The following is a 16736-nucleotide window of genomic DNA, read 5'->3' as shown; positions in this document are numbered from 1 at the left end:
GCCTACGATGTTCGGCGTGCTCCATCTGAGGGTGACATCGCCGTCCACGCTCACCGATGAGGTCGTCGGGCTGCTCGACGGCTGCCCGGGTGTCGCCAACCTCGCCGTCCTGCCCGGGTCGTCGCTTCGCCCGCCTGGCGACCTCGTCCTCGCTGACGTGGCACGCGAGTCGGTCGACGAACTCATCTGCGAACTCCGTCGCCTCGGCGTCGACGTGTCGGGCACGATCGCGCTCGAGACGGTCGACACGGCGGTCTCGGTGGCGGCCGAGCGGGCCGAGGATGACGCGCCGGGCGAGGGCGCGGACGCGGTGATCTGGGAGGAGGTCGTACGCCGGACCGACGCGGAGGCCGCGCTCTCGAAGACCTTCGTGTGGTTCCTCAGCCTGGCCGCGATCCTGGCGGCGATCGCGGTCATTCTCGACTCGTCGATCCTCGTGGTCGGTGCCATGGTGGTGGGGCCCGAGTTCGGCCCGCTGGCGGGACTCGCCGTGGGTCTGGTGCATCGCCGCTACAGCCTGCTCCGCCAGTCGTTGGTCACCCTCGCGGTCGGGTTCGCCGGCGCCATCGTCGTCACCACTGTCGCCTGCCTGGTCGCGGCGGCGTTCGGGTGGATCGACGCGTCGGTGCTGACGTCCCCGCGTCCCTTGACCGGGTTCATCTGGCGGCCGGACCGGTGGTCGTTCGTCGTGGCCTTCATCGCCGGGATCGCGGGTGTGCTGTCGTTGACATCGGCGAAGTCGGGTGCCCTGGTGGGCGTCTTCATCTCGGTGACGACAGTGCCGGCAGCCGGTGACCTCGCCCTGGCGCTGGCTCTCTGGGATGGCAGAGAGGCCGCGGGCGCAGCCGCCCAACTGGGCATCAACATGGCCGCGATCGTGCTGGCCGGGGTCATCACCCTGATCGTCCAGAAGGCCGCGGCCAGCTCCGTGAGGAGATTTCCGGCGAGAAGAGCGGCCGCCCTAGATGATCTTCTCGATCGCCATCCAGAGGAGGTTCTCGATGATGGTCTTGGTGATCTGACGGAAGATCGGGATCTGCAACAGCGAGGCTCCGAACGTCGCCACCGCGGTCGCGATCGCCTGGGCAATGGCGATCGCCAGGAACACCAGCTGGATCATCGCGTTGATCTTCAGGATGAGGAGGATCACAGCGTAGAGGAACAGCCCGAGACCGAAACCCATCCCCGCGCCTGAGGCGATGTCGAGGTTCTTCGTGCCGCCGTGCTTGTCCCACATTTCCTTGAACGCCTCGACGGTCGGGCCCTGGTGACCCGTCCAGACCGCTTCGGCGGCCTTCTCGGCATCGCCGGAGATCTGCCCGAGGTTGCCGGAGAAGTCGAGCCAGGTCTGGCCCATCCGGAAGAGCTTCTCCTCGTCGCCTTCGGGCCAGTTGATGCCAATCATGCCGAGGACGGTGACCAGCTCACCCGGAAGCTGCAACCCCATGACCGAGTCCCCCTCAGATCGCTTCCGCGCCGTTGCCCAGCTGCTCCATCGCCTGCTGGCCGCCTTCTTCGTTGTCGCGGTAGGTCGTGGCGACGCCTTCCAGGGCCTGGGAATGCGTGGCCAGGTCCTCCTGGAGTTCGCCGAGCTTTTCGAACGCGAACTCCGAGACCACCTGGTGGGTGATGCCGATCAGCATGCCGATCTCGTCGCCGCCCCACGGCTCGCCGTATCCCGCGAGCTCGCCCTGCGTCGACTGGAGCTCGCGACCCAGGCGTTGGGCGACGTCATCCACGTCACCGGCCGCGCGCCGCAGCTTGTCCCATCCGACGTCGACCTGCTCACCCATCGGTCAGTCCCTGTCGATCCGGTCTTGCACGTCGGTGATCGCCTGGAGGTAACGCTGCATCTGAACCATCGATTGGTTCTGGAACTCCTTCAGGCGTTCGAACAACTCGGCCTGGTCGGGCATCGCCGGCAGGGCCGCGCTGAGCTTTTGCTGGAGGTCCTGGAGCGCGGCGTTGGAGGCGTCGGCGAACGCCTGCGCGAGGGTCTCGGAATCTGACCGGAGGGCGCGGGGATTCAGCTCCACCGCTTCGATCTGGCCACCCGGCCGGGCGGTGACACGGACGTGGCCGTCGAGCGCCTCACCGACGCCACGGATGGGCTCGGGCGGCTCGCTGTCGCCGTCAGACTCGCTCTGGCTCTGCGCGACCAGGGGGCGCAGGGTCGACAACGCGTCGTTGAACAACCGGTCGAAATCGTTGGCGCTGACGTCGGCCACAGCCGCCCTCCCCTTCGTCTGAGATGCCGCTTGTGACTTTACCGACCGGCATCGCGGTGTCGATGAGCCTAGTGGCCATTGTGGAGAAGTTTCTGATCACCTGTGTCGATCTACCGTAGGTTGTCCAGAAGGCGTGGTCGAGCGGGGAGGTCGTCATGGCTCGCGCCAACACCAGGGTCGCCAGGGCAATCGTTCGTCGGCTCTCGGCCATGACCGGCCGAAGGGTGCGCGTGGTGCAGGCTGGCGGGCCTCGCAACTGGACCCGCGAGCTCAACCGCCGCCGACGGGGCACTACCAACTCTCCCAACTGGGAGCCCAACACCATCTATCGGGTCCACAACGGCAGGGCCAACAGCAACTACGTTTACATGACCGACCAGCACGGCCGGGTGATCCGTGCGGAAGGTCAACTCGTCCTGCGAAGCGGCGTCCGCCATGGTGGCCAGCAGGGCCGGGCGGGCCACGGCGCCGGTCGCGGTGTCGGCAATCCGGGGGACGAGGGCGGACACCTGTTTGGTACGCAGTTCGGCGGTGCGGGCGAGGGGATCAACATGCTCCCGCAATCCGCTCAACTCAACAGCAGGGGACGGCGTGAGTGGTACAACATGGAGCAGATGTGGGCCAACGAGTTGCGCGGCGGCAACCAGGTCCACGTAAGAATCAACCCTGTCTATACCGGCCCCGGTGAACGCCCGGACCTTTACGTGGTTGAGTACACCATTACGAGGCCGAATGGCACGACCGAGACGGTCCCCAGGGTCTTCCGGAATCGCTGAGGGGAGAGCAGATGGCAGACCACACTGAGCTGTACCAGCAGATCGGCCAAGTCTTGGTCGACGAGCTTACAGACGAGTGGGAGTCTGTTGAGGTCGTCTGCTACATGGTCACCATCGTGACCGAGTTTCGGGGGACGATCGTCAGGCCGAACGGCGAACGCGCGTCGGTCTCCCTTCCGGTCGCGCAGCTCTTCCTGCTGTTCGAGGAGCTGAGGGAAGTCACCTACGAGCCCGGTAAGGGCGCGTGGTTCACGGCGACGTTCCGGATGGATGCCACCGGCAGGTTCTCCGTCGACTTCGACTACGACAGCAAGCCGGACCTGCGACCCGAGCCGTTGGACGAGACCTGGCTCGACGATCTCGAGCAGTACCCACGTGACCCGGAGCTGATCCCCGCCTGGATGCCCAGGCCGGTCGGGTAGGTGAAGCGGCCGGCGAGGGCCCGCGCTCGCCGACCCGCTCCAGGTGGACGCCACGCGGCAAACCCGTGGCTGGCTGGTGGCCGAAGGCCGGTATCCTCGGCAAATCCCCTGGTGGTGACGTGGCCACCCGTGTAGCCGAGGAGAAATGCCGTGATCCTGCGGATGTCGACGCTGTTCCTGCGAACACTGCGCGAAGATCCCGCGGATGCCGAGGTCCCGAGCCACCGGCTGTTGGTCCGGGCCGGTTACATCCGCCGGGCCGCACCTGGCATCTATTCCTGGCTGCCGCTCGGGTGGCGGGCGTACCTCAACGTCGAGCGGGTCGTACGCGAAGAGATGGACGCCGCGGGGTTCCAGGAGATCCACCTGCCGGCGCTGCTGCCGCGTGAGCCCTATGAGCGCACCGGCCGCTGGACGGAGTACGGCGACGACATCTTCCGGTTGAAGGACCGCAAGGGCAACGACTATCTCCTGGGTCCCACGCACGAGGAGATCTTCACCCTCCTGGTCAAGGACCTCTTCTCGTCCTACAAGGACCTTCCGCTGTCGATCTACCAGATCCAGTGGAAGTACCGCGACGAGCCGCGGCCCCGTGCCGGCATCATGCGCGGTCGGGAGTTCTCGATGAAGGACTCCTACTCCTTCGACGTCGACGACGCCGGCCTGGTGGCGTCCTACACCAAGCACCGCGACGCCTACATCAGCACGTTCAACCGCCTGGGCCTCGACCACGTGATCGTCACGGCGATGGCGGGCGCGATGGGCGGTTCGCTGAGCGAGGAGTTCCTGACGCCGACCGAGGTGGGCGAGGACACGTTCGTTCGTTGCACGTCCTGCGACTACGCCGGTAACACCGAGGCGGTCGAGGTCCCCGTGCCCGAGGCGATGCCGTACGACGGGCTGCCCGCCGCGCACGTCGAGGACACCCCCGACACACCGACCATCGAGACGTTGGTCAACCTGCTCAACTCCCAGGAGAAGCTGCGCCGCGACGACCGGCCCTGGCAGGCGTCAGACACCCTGAAGAACCTCATCGTGAAGCTCGTCCACCCCACGGGTGAGTCCGAGCTACTGGCCATCGGCGTCCCCGGCGACCGCGAAGTCGACGAGAAGCGCCTGGGTGCCCAGGTGTACCCCGCGACGGTCGAGGCGACGACGGAGGAGGATTTCGCTGCCAACCCCGCACTCGTCCGCGGCTACATCGGGCCCGACGTGCTGGGCGAGGACAAGGCCGCCAAGGTGCGCTACCTCGTCGACCCGCGGGTGGTCGCCGGGACCCGCTGGGTGACCGGCGCCAACGAGCCCGGCAATCACGTCGTCGACCTGGTGGCGGGTCGCGACTTCGAAGCCGACGGGACGATCTTCGCCGCGGAGATCCGCGAAGGTGACCCCTGCCCGAGGTGCGGCAGCTCCCTGACCATCGCCCGTGGCGTCGAGATCGGGCATATCTTCGCTCTCGGCCGGAAGTTCGCCGAGGCGCTCGACCTCAAGGTCCTCGACGAGAACGGCAAGCAGGTCGTCGTGACGATGGGGTCGTACGGCATCGGTGTCAGCCGGGCGCTCGCGGCGATCGCGGAGAAGAACCACGACGACAAGGGACTCATCTGGCCGCGCGAGATCAGCCCGGCTGACGTCCACATCGTCGCGACGGGCAAGAACGCCGAGCCGTTCGAGGTCGCCGAGAAGCTCGCCGCCGAGTTGGACGCGCGGGGCATCCGGGTGCTGCTGGACGATCGGCGGGCCGCCAGCCCGGGGGAGAAGTTCAACGACGCCGACCTGATCGGCGTCCCCACGATCGTGACGTGTGGCCGGCGGATCGTCGACGGCAAGGTCGAGGTCAAGGACCGCCGGACCAGCGAACGCATCGACCTACCGATTGCGGAGGTCGTCGACCACCTGGTCGAGGTCTGCGCTTCCTGAGCGGTCGGCCTCCCGAGGGCGTCTCAGGCTCCGGCGTCGACGGCGCGCTGGATCTCCTCAGGGGAAGCGACACCGATGTCCTGGGAGATGATCCAGACGTGGCCGAACGGATCCCGCAGGCGTCCCATCCGGCCGTACGGATGGTCGTCGATCGGGAAGATGACGGTGGCCCCTGCCTTTTCCATGGCGGCGCCGACCGCGTGGGCGTCATCGACCCTCAGGCTCAGGATCACCGGTGAGCCGCCGCGCGCGGTGGGCGCGAGGTCCTGCGCGTCCGGCTCCTCGTCCTTGAGCGTGAACACCGTGTCGCCGAGGCTCAGTCTCGCGTGCACGATCTTGCCGTTCGGATGGGTGTAGCGTTCGTTCTCCGTCGCTCCGAAGGCCTTCGCATAGAACTCAATGGCGGCGGCCGCGTCGGAGACGATCAGGTGCGGGTGCAAGGTCGGGTTGCTCATGCTCTCCAGTCTGCCGGTCGTCGCGGCGTTGGGATTGTAGGAAAACGCACCTGGTCAGAGCGGGACGTGGTTGCGCTCACCGGGCGATCTCGGCCGGTAGGCGGTCGGACTCAGCCCACTCAGGGCGCGAAAGTCATGGATCAGGTGCGGCTGGTCGAAGTAGCCGTTCGTCACCGCGAGCTCGGCCCAGTCCACGGGACGGTCGTGGGGGATCGAGGCGAGTACGCGCTGGAAACGGCGTACCCGGGCGTACCTCTTCGGGGTCAGTCCGACGTGATCGGAGAACTGCCGCGAGAAACGTCTCGTGGTGAACCCCAGGCGTTCGGCCACCGTCCGTACCCCGGTGCCGCGTTCGAGCTCACGCAGGGCGAACCCGATGGCGGGATCCACGCGGACTGGGCGTACGGCGTGCGCCACGAGCGACTCCTCGAGCACCCGCAGCATGTCGGCCGGCGCGCCTGACGCATGCAGGCGCTCGCACAGGTCGCGGCCGTCGCCCCAGAGGTCGCCCAACTCCACCAGCTGATCGCTGGTCGCCGCCGGCGGTGCCGCGAAGAAGGGGTACGACCCACCGGGCCGGAACGCCACCCACAGCGTGCGGCGCTGGTCTGAGGTGTCGACGAGTGACGGCCGTGAACGCGGACCGCTCAGTCCCGCGCCACTCAGGCGTTCGACAGAGGCGCGGTCGAGTGGAGGCTCGGACTGGGGCCGGGCGGCGAGCGTGTCCTCGTGCAGGTTGACGAGAAGCTGCGGCCCGCCGGTCGGCAGGATGCGTTCATGGTGGTGGGCGAGGGCGCCTTCGAAATAGCCCAGCGATGCGACGAACGGCGCGAGCGCTGGCCCGGGACGACGGGTAACCACCTTCATGACACCGCCAGCATAGGGGCGCCGAGATGCATGGCCAGAGCCTCTTATCGCCGAGCCGGGCCTTGTCTGGTTGTCATAGGTTGACCAGCGTTTCCCGGCGGTCGTCGTACCGCCACCGCGCCTTCGGGCCTGTCAGGTGTACACCGCCGATCCAGCGGTCGATGCCGTTGCTCTGCACGTGGTCCGCGGCGCCCGCGAGGACGTCTTGACCCGCGGCCGTCAGGTGGACCGCCCGCCGGGCGAACTCCCCGCCAGCGTCGTCGACGGTGAGCAGCGGATGCGGCCCCCGCGCAAGCTCTGCGATGACGTCGAAGCAGGAGGTGTCTCCGAGGTAGGGCCGGCGCTCGCGGCGCTGGACCTCTCGGAACACCTCCACGGCGGTGGTCGCGCCGCCCTCGACGGCGAGCAGGATCCGCCGCTGGGTGAGGGAAAGGCCGTCAGACTGGGCGGGGTACTCCCGCATGAGCCGGCCGAACGCCTCACCGAGATGGCGGAGAACCGCCGAGGACGTCCGCGCGATGGCCTCGAGTCCTGACGGATCGGGCGCGGTGAACGCCGTCCACGCGGCTGACGCGAGGTCGAGTGCCTCCGGGGTGAGCGGGGTTTCGTCCTCGCGCAGGCGGATCAGGTCGTCGGGCTGGAGTTCGCCGAGCCCACGAAAATGGGCGATGCCGGGGAACTCGCCAGCGGACACGAACGAGATCCGGTCCGGATCCACCTCCAGCCGACGGAGCTGGTCGAGCACCTGGATGATCTGCAACTGGTCATACAGATCCGCCTCGAACCACAATACGATCGGCCCGCGCGCGTACTCCTCCAGCATCCGGTCGCGCGCCTCGAAGTCGCGGACCACCGCCGACAAGTCGGCCCATCCGGACCCGGCGATGAAGCGGGCCCGCACGGCTCGCAGCTCGCCAGAGGACAGGCCTCCCGGGACCGGCCCGTCGTGGAGGACGTCCCGCCAGGGAAGGATCGGCTCGGTGAGCCCGGCCCGCCGGAGCACCTCGACCGTCGCGTCGCCGTTGGTGACGTGCAGGCCCTCGGTGTCAACCGACCCTTGCGGGGCGTTGGTGGTGGCGTCGAGCTGGCTGCGGGCCACGGCGTAGCGTTCACCGGTCTTGGCCATCCGCGCGCGTACCCGGCGCTTGAAAGCGGCGTCCTTGGTCATCTCGACCTGTCTCCCTCGCCACGTGCCCGCATCCCCCAGCGACGTCACGGCACAGCGGCGATGAACAGGTGTGTGGCCCCGCACCGAGGTCGGATCCCCTTTGCCCCCTGGCAGGTCCCGCTGGGGTGGACCGCTGAGGGTTCGGCGTGGTGGGACGCCGCGCCAAGCGTAGACGACGCGGACGGGGCCTGTCAGCGGCCGACGGCGTAGTTCTGCATCCCTCGCGGGTTGGCGCCCGCGGAGAGTACGCCGGTGTCGGGGTCACGCGCGACCGCGCACAGCCGGCCGAGACTCCAGGGCCCTGACCGGGTGACCACGTGGCCGCGGCGGGCCAGGCGTTCGATCAGCGCGTCGCCGAGGCGGTCCTCCACGACGAGGCTGCGCGGCTCCATCGTGCGAGGGAAGAACGACGCGGGGAAGCTGTTGGTGTGCCAGGCCGGCGCGTCAATGGCTTCTTGCAGGGACTGTCCGCCGGCGAGGTGGCGCAGCACGAACAGCAGTTGCCACTGGTCCTGCTGGTCACCGCCCGGAGACCCGCACGCGAGGACGGCCCGGCCGTCGCGGAGCACCAGCGTGGGAGACAGGGTGGTCCGCGGCCGGCGGCCCGGAGCCAGGGAGGACGTCAGGCCTTCCTCGAGCCAGAACATCTGCGCGCGGCTGCCCAGGCAGAACCCAAGCTCGGGAATGGTGGGCGAGCTCTGCAGCCACCCACCGCTCGGCGTCGCCGAGATCATGTTGCCGAAGCGGTCGACCACGTCGACGTGGCAGGTGTCCCCACGGGTCTGGCCGCTGCCCGACACCGTGGGCTCGCCGGTGGCGCCGGAGAACTCCCAGGCCGTCTTCAGGCGGGTCGCGTACGCCTCCGGCAGGCGCGGCGTGCGGCCCTCGGGCGAACCCGGACGCAGGCCGTCCGCGGCGAGGGCGCCGATCAGGGTGGCCCGCTGCTCGGCGTACCGCCTGGACAGCAGCGTGGGCAGGGGCGAGTCGAGGACGTCGCCGTACCACGCCTCCCGGTCGGCCAGCGCGAGCTTCAACGCCTCGACCGTGAAGTGGATCCCCCGCTCGGTCTGGAGATCGAGCTCGCCAGGGTCGCCCAGCGCCTCGAGAATCGCCAACGACTGCAGGAGAACGGGTCCCTGGCCCCAGGCGGCGGTCTTGGCGACGGTCAGGTCGTTCCACGCCATCGTGGCCGCGAGTTCCCAGGTTGCCGTCCAGGTTGCCAGGTCGTGGCCAGTCATCAGACCGCTGTGGTCCCGCCCGCTGGAGTCACGGAACGCCTTTCGCGAGAAGCCGTCGATCGCCTCCGCGACGAACCCCTGCCGCCAGGCCCACCGGGCGGCGTCCACCTGGGCTTCGCGATTGGGGCCGGCCGCCTCACCCTCGACGACCAGGCGTTCCAGCGTGCTGGCGTACGCCGGATTGGCGAACAACGCGTGCGGCTGTGGTGGCTTGCCGTCGGGCAGCCAGAGCGCCGCGGAGGTTGGCCAGTGCTCGGTGAAGAGTTCCCGCACCGTGGCCACGGTGTCGGTCACGCGGGGTACGAGCGGATGGCCGGCTCGGGCGTACCCGATCGCCGGGTCGAGGACGTCGCGCAGCCGCCAGGTCCCGTGGTCACGCAACAGCAGGAGCCAGGCGTCGACCGCGCCCGGGATCGTGGCGGCCAGCGGACCCGAACCAGGGATGAGGTCGAGCCCCAGGTCGCGGAAGTGGGCGATCGTCGCCCCGGCCGGCGCGGGCCCCTGACCGTTGAGCACCTTGGGAATGTGATCGTCGGCGGTCGCGATGACGGCCGGGACCTCACCACCGGGTCCGTTCAGGTGCGGCTCGACGACGTGAAGGACGAACCCGGCGCAGCAGGCGGCGTCGAACGCGTTGCCGCCGCGCTCCAGGACGCCCATCGCGGCCTGGGACGCGAGCCAGTGCGTGGACGCCACCATGCCGAAGGTGCCACGCAGAGTCGGACGGGTCGTGAAGGTCATGGATGATCCTCGCGGCCGTGGGGGACTGGGTCGGGCACCATCCTGCGGCGAAGGCGGGCGCCGGTGGTGATCGGGGTCCGGACCTGGCTGGCGCATCTGGGCATTTCACCCCCGAGCCCGCGCCGATCGGGACCTAATGTCACGGTGGGGCGGCATGTCGTGAGTTGTCGGTGCCGGTTGGCAGGATGGCCGCCATGACAGTGGATGCGGTGATCTTCGACTGGGGCGGCACGCTGACCCCGTGGCACACGGTGGACCTCACGGAGCAGTGGCGGGCCTATGCGCGCGCCTACGACCCGGGCCACGGCGAGGAGGTCGCGGCCGCCCTGTTGGCCGCTGAGAACGCTGCCTGGCGGCTGGCGCGGGACGAGCACACGAGCACGGCGTTCGAGACCGTGGTGCGGGCGGCCGGCCTCGACCCGACCGGGCTGCCGCACGAGCGCGGGCTCGCGGCGTTCCAGGCGTTCTGGGAGCCGCACACCTACACCGAGCCCGACGTGATCCCGCTCCTTGAGGCGCTGCGCGAGCGCGGCGTCGCGGTCGGCGTTCTCTCCAACACGGTGTGGCCGCGCGACTACCACGAGATGGTCTTCGCGCGCGACAAGGTGCTGCACCTCATCGACGGCGCCGTCTACACCAGCGAGATCGCCTGGACCAAGCCGCACCCCGAGGCGTTCGCGGCCGCGATGACCGCCGTTCGGATGGCCGATCCCAGTCGCTGCGTCTTCGTCGGCGACCGGCTCTTCGACGACGTCTACGGCGCGAAGTCGGTCGGGATGCGCGCGGTGCACATCCCGCACAGCGACATCCCAGCCGACCAGATCGGACATACCGTCGGCGAGCCCGACGCGGTGATCAACCGCTTGGCTGAGCTGCTTCCACTCGTTGATCAATGGAGGTCCGTAGCCTCGTAGGAGAACGCCCGCGCTCCGCCGCCCGGCGGCGCTGACGGGCTGGCCTGTGCGACTTACGGGGCTAGCCGGAGGCGGCCGCCCGCGTTGACCCTGCCCCGTGGAAACGCTGCGATGTCGAGCAGCGGGCGACCGCAAGCTGGGGGAGGGGTCATGACCGAGATCGATCGCCGAGGGTTCCTGGGCGGACTCGCCGGGGTAGGCGTCGCGGCTCTCGCCGCTGGGCCGGCGGAGGCTGCGGAGTCCGCCGAGGAGCCGCTGTTCCTCTACGACCTCGCACATCTTTACGACCGTGACCTCTCCGACCCGGCACAGGCGGCGCGAGCGTACGACGAGTTGCATTTCGTGGCGACCCTTCAGGGCATCGTCAACCGCACCTTGCCTCGCCTCTACGCACATTTCGTGACGCACAGCGAGTTCGGCCGGATCGATGTCGACCAGTACTGGCTGGAAGAGATGCGGTCAAAGGAAGGATTCCTCGCGGATCGGCCGCTGCGGGCGATCGGCTCGCTGGACGAGTTGGTCTCGACGTTCCGGCCCCTGCTTGGTGGCGCCGTCGTGTGGGATCCGAACGTCCCGGCGACGTCCAACGTCGCGTCGACCGTGGCCGGCGCGCGCGATCTGGTCGCCGTGCGCTACGACACCGCGGAGGATTCGCTCTACCGCACCTACATCGGTGTTACCGGCCCGCTGCGCCTGCCTCCCGTCGTACGCCTGGTCCACAGCGACGGGCGCCCGCTTTTCACCGGCCGCGGCAAGGTACCCGGGACCTCCCGGGCCTCAAGCGGGAGTGCGAAGTGTGACGCCTACCTCTGGGCGCTCGAGCACTACCTGCGGCGGGGGCGTTGCGTGCCGGAGTTCGGCTACTACCTCGACGCCTACTGGCTGCACAACCCGCAGGGCAAGCTCCAACAGGCGTTGCTGACCAACCACGACTATCTCGTCAGCCGGCGCGGCTTCTTCTTCGACCTGCTGCCCTGGGACGACGAGACGCCGGTGGACGACCGGGACCAACCCGTCGGCACCGACCAGCGCACCCTGGAGGAGATCCTTCGCGTCGGCTACGAGCGCGCGGACGGCGGACTCCTGCCGGTCCACGGCTTCGTGCCGTGGGGTTACAAGTACACCAACGTCGGTCCGGCGGGTGGACGTCATGACCCGGTGCCGACCGAGTGGAGGTTCGTCCAGGTCGCCTCGGCCTACAACGCCTATCTGGACGCCGACGCGGAGAACCTCGACGCGATGGCGAACTCCTCCGTCTTCACCCACGCGCCCCTGCAGCGGCGTTACCCACAGCCGCCTCGACCCGATCTGGACGACCTGGCGGCGCGCGGACTCCTCGACCCGGCCGGTGCCGTCGTACCCCGCAGGTACGTCACGTTCTACGTTGGCGACTACGACTCGGCCGCCTGGCTCTACCAGGTGATGCCCTACCTCTGGGACGACCCGGGACGCGGGAGCATCCCGCTCAACTGGGCGTTCAATCCCAACCTCGCCGCGCGCCTGCCGGTGGCACTGGACCGGGCCAGGCGTACGGCGACGCCGCAGGACACCTTTGTGGCGGGTGATTCGGGCGCGGGATACATCAACCCCGGCATGTTGGCCGAACCCCGAGAATTCTCCGGCCTGCCGTCGGGAATCACCGCCTGGCGGGAGCACTGTCGCCGCCATTACGCCCGTTGGGACCTGACGGTGACAGGGTTCGTCATCGACGGGTTCGCGCCAGGCATGAACGCCGAGACCTTGCGGGCGTACGCCGAGTTCTCGCCGGACGGGTTCGCCGCGCAGAAGGTCGAGCCCGCGGGGCTGGTCGGTCAGACGCCCTACATTCGGATGGGACCCGACCTGCCACGTGCCGACGTCTCGACCGCTGCCCGGGCCCTGCAAGGAGCGCTTGACGGTGACCTGTCGCGGCCGCCGGACGCGCCTGAGTTCCTCAGCGTCCGCACGATCCTGCAGGGTCCTAGCTGGCATCGGGATGTGGTGAACACCGTGGAGGCCCAGGTGCCCGGAGCCGCTGTGGAGGTCGTCGACGCCCATACGTTCTACGCACTCCTTCGTCTGCACCTCAGTGCGGCCAGCGCGAGGCGTACGTAACCTCGCGACCTTAGAACGCTGTGCCGGCTTCTTCCCTCGTTGCCGAGGCTCAGAATCCCTTGTCTGTAACGGGTTCCGCGCGTCGCCGGGTTGGCGGACCGCAGATTCGATGGCCGGCGTGAGGTCAGGAATCCTGGTTCGTCGCCAGACTCGCGGAGAGCCGTGATCATGAAGCCAGAAAGGGCTATGCGTCCCGAAAGCCTTCATGATCACGATCATGATCACGGGAAGGCGCCCAAGGGCTTTCGGATCGCAACCGCGTCAGCTAGGTTCTGACAGGCCACAAGGTATAACGTCAAACCTGTTCTCTCCCCGCTGCCGACCACGGAAGGGTGAGCGTGAGTACGTCCAACGCACGCGCGGTTGTCGACCTCGATGTCACCGGCGCCACGATCAGCAGGCATCTGTACGGCCACTTCGCCGAACATCTCGGCCGCTGCATCTACGGCGGCTTCTACGTCGGTGAAGACTCGCCGCTTCCCAACGAGGGTGGCATCCGTCTCGACGTCGTCGAGGCCCTGCGCGCCATGAACATCCCCAACCTGCGCTGGCCCGGCGGCTGCTTCGCCGATGAATACCACTGGCGCGACGGCATCGGCCCCAAGGACCAACGCCCGCGCATGGTCAACACCCACTGGGGCAACGTCGAGGAGAACAACCACTTCGGTACCCACGAGTTCATGGCACTGTGCGAACTCCTCGGCGCCGACCCGTACGTCAACGGCAACATCGGGTCAGGCACGGTGCAGGAGATGAGCGAGTGGGTTGAGTACCTCACCCGCGACGGTGACAGCCCGATGGTCGCGCTCCGCAAGGCCAACGGGCGCGACGAGCCGTGGAAGGTGCCGTTCTGGGGCCTTGGCAACGAAGCCTGGGGCTGCGGCGGCAACATGCGTCCCGAGGCGTACGCCGACGAGGCCCGCCGCTACGCCACCTTCTGTCGCGACCACGGCGACAACAAGCTCTACCGCATTGCCGCCGGCGCGTCCGACGACAACCTGGCCTGGACCGAGGCCCTGATGAAGGCGGTCAGCTGCCTCGGCTGCGGACGCGAGCCCCGCAATATCTTCCAGGCCATCTCGTTTCACTACTACTCGCACGACGGCGACGGGATCCACAAGAACCCCGCCACCGAGTTCAGTGACGAGCAGTACTACAACACGATGGTCAAGGCCGCTGACATCGACCGGGTGATCGCCGGTCACAGTGCCGTCATGGACGCGTACGATCCGCGCCGCAAGGTTGGTCTGGTCTGCGACGAGTGGGGCACCTGGTGGCAAGCTGAGCCGGGTACGAATCCTCGTTTTCTGTTCCAGCAGAACACCCTGCGCGATGCCCTGGTGGCCGGTGTCCACTTCGACATCTTCCACAAGCACGCGGCCCGACTGCGGATGGCCAACATCGCCCAGACCGTCAACGTGCTCCAGTCGATGATCCTGACCGACGAGACCGGCGGCCTGGTGCTGACCCCGACCTATCACGTCTTCGAGATGAACAAGGGGCACCACGACGCTCTGCAGCTGCCGGTTCACCTGATCGAGAAGCCCGACGCCTACGACGGGGGCGGTGACCCGCTCGACCTGGTCTCCATCTCGGCCAGCACCAAGGACGCGGCGGCGCTGATCTCGGTCAGCAACCTCGCGCTCGACGCCGACACCACCGTCACGATCGACCTACGCGGTCGGGCCGTCACCGGACACCGCGCCCGGGTGCTCACCGCGGAGAAGCCGCAGAGTCACAACACGACCGAGACGCCCAACGCGGTCGCTCCCACCAGCCTGGATGCCACCCTCGAGGGAGGATTGCTGACCGTCACCTTGCCGCGTCATTCGTTCTGCACGATCCAACTCGACCTGGCATGAGGGAGCGAAACGAATCATCCAATACGGGTTGACTCGCGTTCGATGATCGTTGCCGTGGGCATCACCACCCGGGCGGGCGCGGAGGCGCCGCCCTGATCGATCCGCTCCATCAGAAGGGAGCAGATCGCGTCGGCCATCTCGTCGTTGGCGGGTTCGACCGTGGTCAACGTGGGGACGCTGAAACGGCTTCCGTCGACGTTGTCGAACCCGATCACCTGGATGTCCTCGGGAACGCGCAGGCCCGATTCGGTGAGTGCCCGCAGGGCGCCAATCGCCGCCGAATCGGTCAGCGCGAACACGGCGTCGAAAGTGAGACCGCTGCCGATCAACTTCAATGTGGTGGTGTACCCGTCGACGACCCGGAACGACGACGGCCGGATGAGGTTGTCGTCGATCGGAAGGCCAGCGGCCGCGTGTGCCTCGCGATAACCACGGGTCCGCAGTTCGGGCATTGACTGCTGGTCGCCCTCGGCACCACCGAGGAGCGCGAGCCGGCGGGCGCCGGACCTGAACAGGAGTTCGGTGGCCCGCCGGGCGCCGCCGACGTTGTCCATGAGCACGTGGTCGAATCGCGCGGGCACGGCCCGCTCACCGATCAACACCACCGGAGTGTCGATGCTGAGCTGCTCGAGATCAGCCGCATCTCCGGCGACCACGCTCAGCACGAATCCGTCGTACGTGCTCAGGCGCGAGGCGGTGAGTGCGTCCAGCTCGGCGCGACGACTCCCGCCGGTGCGTTCGATCACGAGCCGCATGTCGTGCTCGGCGAACCGATCGGCCAGGCGGGTGGCGAGCTCGGGAAAGTAGCCCGCCGCGAACTCCGGCACCGCAAGGCCCACCATGCCCGTCCGTCCCATGCGGAGGTGCCTGGCGGTCATGTTGACCTGGTAGCCGAGCTCGGCGATGGTCGCCAGGACCCGCTGCTTGGTCGGCTCGCTGACCCGCTGGGACCGCCCGTTGATGACGTTCGACACCGTCATGTTCGACACCCCGGCATGGCGGGCCACGTCGTTCATCGTCACACCGGCACGACGGTGGACGCCCTTGACTGGACCGGTCACCGTCCATCCCTCCCGACAGGTTCGACGTACGACGGCCCTCATGAGCTTACGCAGGCGGACCGCGAGCCGACCTGAGCCGAGCGAGAGCGCCTCGATCGCGACGGTCGTTGGCCCCATACCGGCAGTGCGGCGACCGGGGGTTTGAGCAGGTCGGCGCCATCCTGGGAGGGACTCGAGATTCCTGAGCGTTACTGCTTGCGAGGATGGAGCGCGGCAAGCCAGCGTTCGCGGAGTTCGTCCCAGGTGGCGCCGAGTTCTTCGGAAGTAGATTCCTCGTCGGCAGGTGCCCGAAGTCCCCGCAGGGCGAGCTTGACGTACTTCTGGTGAAGGGCGGCGGCGCGTTCGTCGTGGACGCGATGCCGGGCACGCCACTGGGCCAGCAGCAGGGATACGTCCGCCCCCGTGACGTCTGGGCGCAGGGATCCTTCCGCGTGGGCGCGGTCGACGAGTTCCTGGATCGCGTCCTTCCGGCGTTCCCAGGCGGCGCGGATTTCCTCGGTCACCGTGTAGGTCCCCGCGAACTGCACGCTGGTACAGCTCGCCGGCTTGGTGCACACCAGCATGAAGCGCGTGAACGCCGCCCAGCCGTCGGGCTCCTCCTCCAGGGCGGCCCGGACTTCCTCGCCGACCCCATCCATGGCGGTGATCCCCAGCTGCCGGATGAGGTCCTCCTTGCTGCGGAAGCGCCGGTAGAGCGACCCCATGCCGACACCGGCGCGCGCGGCGATGGCGGACATCGGGGCGTCAGCGCCGAGTTCCTCGAGGACCTCTCGCGCGGCTGCCAGGACCCGCTGGTCGTTGCGGCCGGCGTCAGCGCGGCGCGCGGGAGTCGAGGTGGAGGCAGGGGGAGGGGCGGCCGAACTCATGCTCCCGATCCTACGTGGACCGGAGCGCTCCGCTCCGGTACTGTCCTCACCATGAACCGGAACGGAGCGCTCCGTTCCGCACTGGCGGGCGACCAAACGGCGACTGGAGCAAGGCCCTCAGAGA

General features: G+C 68.4%; 15 protein-coding genes and 1 pseudogene. 7 read left to right on the top strand and 9 right to left on the bottom strand.

Annotated elements, in window-relative coordinates; genetic code table 11:
- Positions 1 to 7 precede the first annotated feature (7 nt).
- A pseudogene (locus B141_RS40410) lies at positions 8 to 871 on the top strand (DUF389 domain-containing protein); the annotation flags it as partial.
- A gap of 90 nt (positions 872 to 961) precedes the next feature.
- On the opposite strand, the gene B141_RS53220 reads toward B141_RS40410, so the two are convergent.
- The 3 genes from B141_RS53220 to B141_RS0113170 all read right to left on the bottom strand — a co-directional run bounded on the left by B141_RS53220 (position 962) and on the right by B141_RS0113170 (position 2228).
- The gene (locus B141_RS53220) at positions 962 to 1357 is read right to left on the bottom strand and encodes a WXG100-like domain-containing protein (protein WP_474775220.1); all 396 of its coding nucleotides are present in this window, start codon (positions 1355 to 1357) and stop codon (positions 962 to 964) included.
- 103 nt (positions 1358 to 1460) lie between these two features.
- The gene (locus B141_RS40405; RefSeq protein ID WP_020575640.1) at positions 1461 to 1793 is read right to left on the bottom strand and encodes a WXG100 family type VII secretion target; all 333 of its coding nucleotides are present in this window, start codon (positions 1791 to 1793) and stop codon (positions 1461 to 1463) included.
- Between the two features lie 3 nt (positions 1794 to 1796).
- A complete protein-coding gene (locus B141_RS0113170) occupies positions 1797 to 2228 on the bottom strand; it encodes a YbaB/EbfC family nucleoid-associated protein (protein WP_020575639.1) in 432 nt (143 codons plus the stop codon).
- A 209-nt stretch (positions 2229 to 2437) separates the two neighbouring features.
- Between B141_RS0113170 and B141_RS40400 the strand changes: the two genes are divergently transcribed.
- The 3 genes from B141_RS40400 (at position 2438) to B141_RS0113155 (ending at position 5346) form a co-directional block, all read left to right on the top strand.
- Positions 2438 to 3004 carry a DNA/RNA non-specific endonuclease gene (locus tag B141_RS40400; RefSeq protein ID WP_157180988.1) on the top strand — a complete coding sequence of 189 codons (567 nt, stop codon included), beginning with the start codon at positions 2438 to 2440 and terminating at the stop codon, positions 3002 to 3004.
- 11 nt (positions 3005 to 3015) lie between these two features.
- Complete coding sequence (locus B141_RS45570; RefSeq protein WP_020575637.1) at positions 3016 to 3426, top strand: immunity protein YezG family protein; 411 nt, start codon at positions 3016 to 3018, stop codon at positions 3424 to 3426.
- A gap of 150 nt (positions 3427 to 3576) precedes the next feature.
- A complete protein-coding gene (locus B141_RS0113155; RefSeq protein WP_020575636.1) occupies positions 3577 to 5346 on the top strand; it encodes a proline--tRNA ligase in 1770 nt (589 codons plus the stop codon).
- A gap of 23 nt (positions 5347 to 5369) precedes the next feature.
- Here the strand turns inward: B141_RS0113155 and B141_RS0113150 are convergent, their stop codons facing one another.
- The 4 genes from B141_RS0113150 to B141_RS0113135 all read right to left on the bottom strand — a co-directional run bounded on the left by B141_RS0113150 (position 5370) and on the right by B141_RS0113135 (position 9815).
- Positions 5370 to 5801: a VOC family protein gene (locus tag B141_RS0113150; protein WP_020575635.1), complete on the bottom strand. Its 432-nt coding sequence runs from the start codon at positions 5799 to 5801 to the stop codon at positions 5370 to 5372.
- 54 nt (positions 5802 to 5855) lie between these two features.
- Complete coding sequence (locus B141_RS48635; RefSeq protein ID WP_020575634.1) at positions 5856 to 6668, bottom strand: AraC family transcriptional regulator; 813 nt, start codon at positions 6666 to 6668, stop codon at positions 5856 to 5858.
- Positions 6669 to 6741: 73 nt separating this feature from the next.
- Positions 6742 to 7836, bottom strand: a complete 1095-nt coding sequence (locus tag B141_RS0113140; protein WP_020575633.1) for a hypothetical protein — start codon at positions 7834 to 7836, stop codon at positions 6742 to 6744.
- A gap of 191 nt (positions 7837 to 8027) precedes the next feature.
- Positions 8028 to 9815, bottom strand: coding sequence for a gamma-glutamyltransferase family protein (locus B141_RS0113135; protein WP_020575632.1), 1788 nt, complete (start codon positions 9813 to 9815; stop codon positions 8028 to 8030).
- 194 nt (positions 9816 to 10009) lie between these two features.
- Between B141_RS0113135 and B141_RS0113125 the strand changes: the two genes are divergently transcribed.
- From B141_RS0113125 to B141_RS0113115, 3 genes are all read left to right on the top strand, one after another.
- On the top strand, positions 10010 to 10729 hold the full coding sequence (locus B141_RS0113125; protein ID WP_020575630.1) for an HAD family hydrolase: 720 nt from the start codon (positions 10010 to 10012) through the stop codon (positions 10727 to 10729).
- Between the two features lie 150 nt (positions 10730 to 10879).
- Positions 10880 to 12823 carry a GxGYxYP domain-containing protein gene (locus B141_RS40390; protein WP_020575629.1) on the top strand — a complete coding sequence of 648 codons (1944 nt, stop codon included), beginning with the start codon at positions 10880 to 10882 and terminating at the stop codon, positions 12821 to 12823.
- Positions 12824 to 13161: 338 nt separating this feature from the next.
- The gene (locus B141_RS0113115) at positions 13162 to 14685 is read left to right on the top strand and encodes an alpha-N-arabinofuranosidase (RefSeq protein WP_020575628.1); all 1524 of its coding nucleotides are present in this window, start codon (positions 13162 to 13164) and stop codon (positions 14683 to 14685) included.
- 14 nt (positions 14686 to 14699) lie between these two features.
- Here the strand turns inward: B141_RS0113115 and B141_RS0113110 are convergent, their stop codons facing one another.
- The gene (locus B141_RS0113110) at positions 14700 to 15746 is read right to left on the bottom strand and encodes a LacI family DNA-binding transcriptional regulator (protein WP_169512930.1); all 1047 of its coding nucleotides are present in this window, start codon (positions 15744 to 15746) and stop codon (positions 14700 to 14702) included.
- Positions 15747 to 15934: 188 nt separating this feature from the next.
- Positions 15935 to 16612 (bottom strand): TetR/AcrR family transcriptional regulator, encoded by a 678-nt coding sequence (locus tag B141_RS40385; RefSeq protein ID WP_020575626.1) that lies wholly within the window; start codon positions 16610 to 16612, stop codon positions 15935 to 15937.
- Between the last annotated feature and the right edge of the window lie 124 nt (positions 16613 to 16736).

The sequence above is a fragment of the Actinopolymorpha alba DSM 45243 genome, from assembly GCF_000373925.1.
GTDB classification, from domain to species: domain Bacteria; phylum Actinomycetota; class Actinomycetes; order Propionibacteriales; family Actinopolymorphaceae; genus Actinopolymorpha; species Actinopolymorpha alba.
Note: the sequence above shows the minus strand (reverse complement) of the source record. Positions and strands in the feature narration are given on the sequence as shown.

Bases quoted from the DNA above. Each gene is read 5' to 3' on its own strand.
- B141_RS53220 (WP_474775220.1), bottom strand. From the start codon at position 1,357: ATGGGCCAGACCTGGCTCGACTTCTCCGGCAACCTCGGGCAGATCTCC.
- B141_RS40405 (WP_020575640.1), bottom strand. From the start codon at position 1,793: ATGGGTGAGCAGGTCGACGTCGGATGGGACAAGCTGCGGCGCGCGGCC.
- B141_RS40400 (WP_157180988.1), top strand. From the start codon at position 2,438: ATGACCGGCCGAAGGGTGCGCGTGGTGCAGGCTGGCGGGCCTCGCAAC.
- B141_RS45570 (WP_020575637.1), top strand. From the start codon at position 3,016: ATGGCAGACCACACTGAGCTGTACCAGCAGATCGGCCAAGTCTTGGTC.
- B141_RS0113150 (WP_020575635.1), bottom strand. From the start codon at position 5,801: ATGAGCAACCCGACCTTGCACCCGCACCTGATCGTCTCCGACGCGGCC.
- B141_RS48635 (WP_020575634.1), bottom strand. From the start codon at position 6,668: ATGAAGGTGGTTACCCGTCGTCCCGGGCCAGCGCTCGCGCCGTTCGTC.
- B141_RS0113140 (WP_020575633.1), bottom strand. From the start codon at position 7,836: ATGACCAAGGACGCCGCTTTCAAGCGCCGGGTACGCGCGCGGATGGCC.
- B141_RS0113135 (WP_020575632.1), bottom strand. From the start codon at position 9,815: ATGACCTTCACGACCCGTCCGACTCTGCGTGGCACCTTCGGCATGGTG.
- B141_RS0113125 (WP_020575630.1), top strand. From the start codon at position 10,010: ATGACAGTGGATGCGGTGATCTTCGACTGGGGCGGCACGCTGACCCCG.
- B141_RS40390 (WP_020575629.1), top strand. From the start codon at position 10,880: ATGACCGAGATCGATCGCCGAGGGTTCCTGGGCGGACTCGCCGGGGTA.
- B141_RS40385 (WP_020575626.1), bottom strand. From the start codon at position 16,612: ATGAGTTCGGCCGCCCCTCCCCCTGCCTCCACCTCGACTCCCGCGCGC.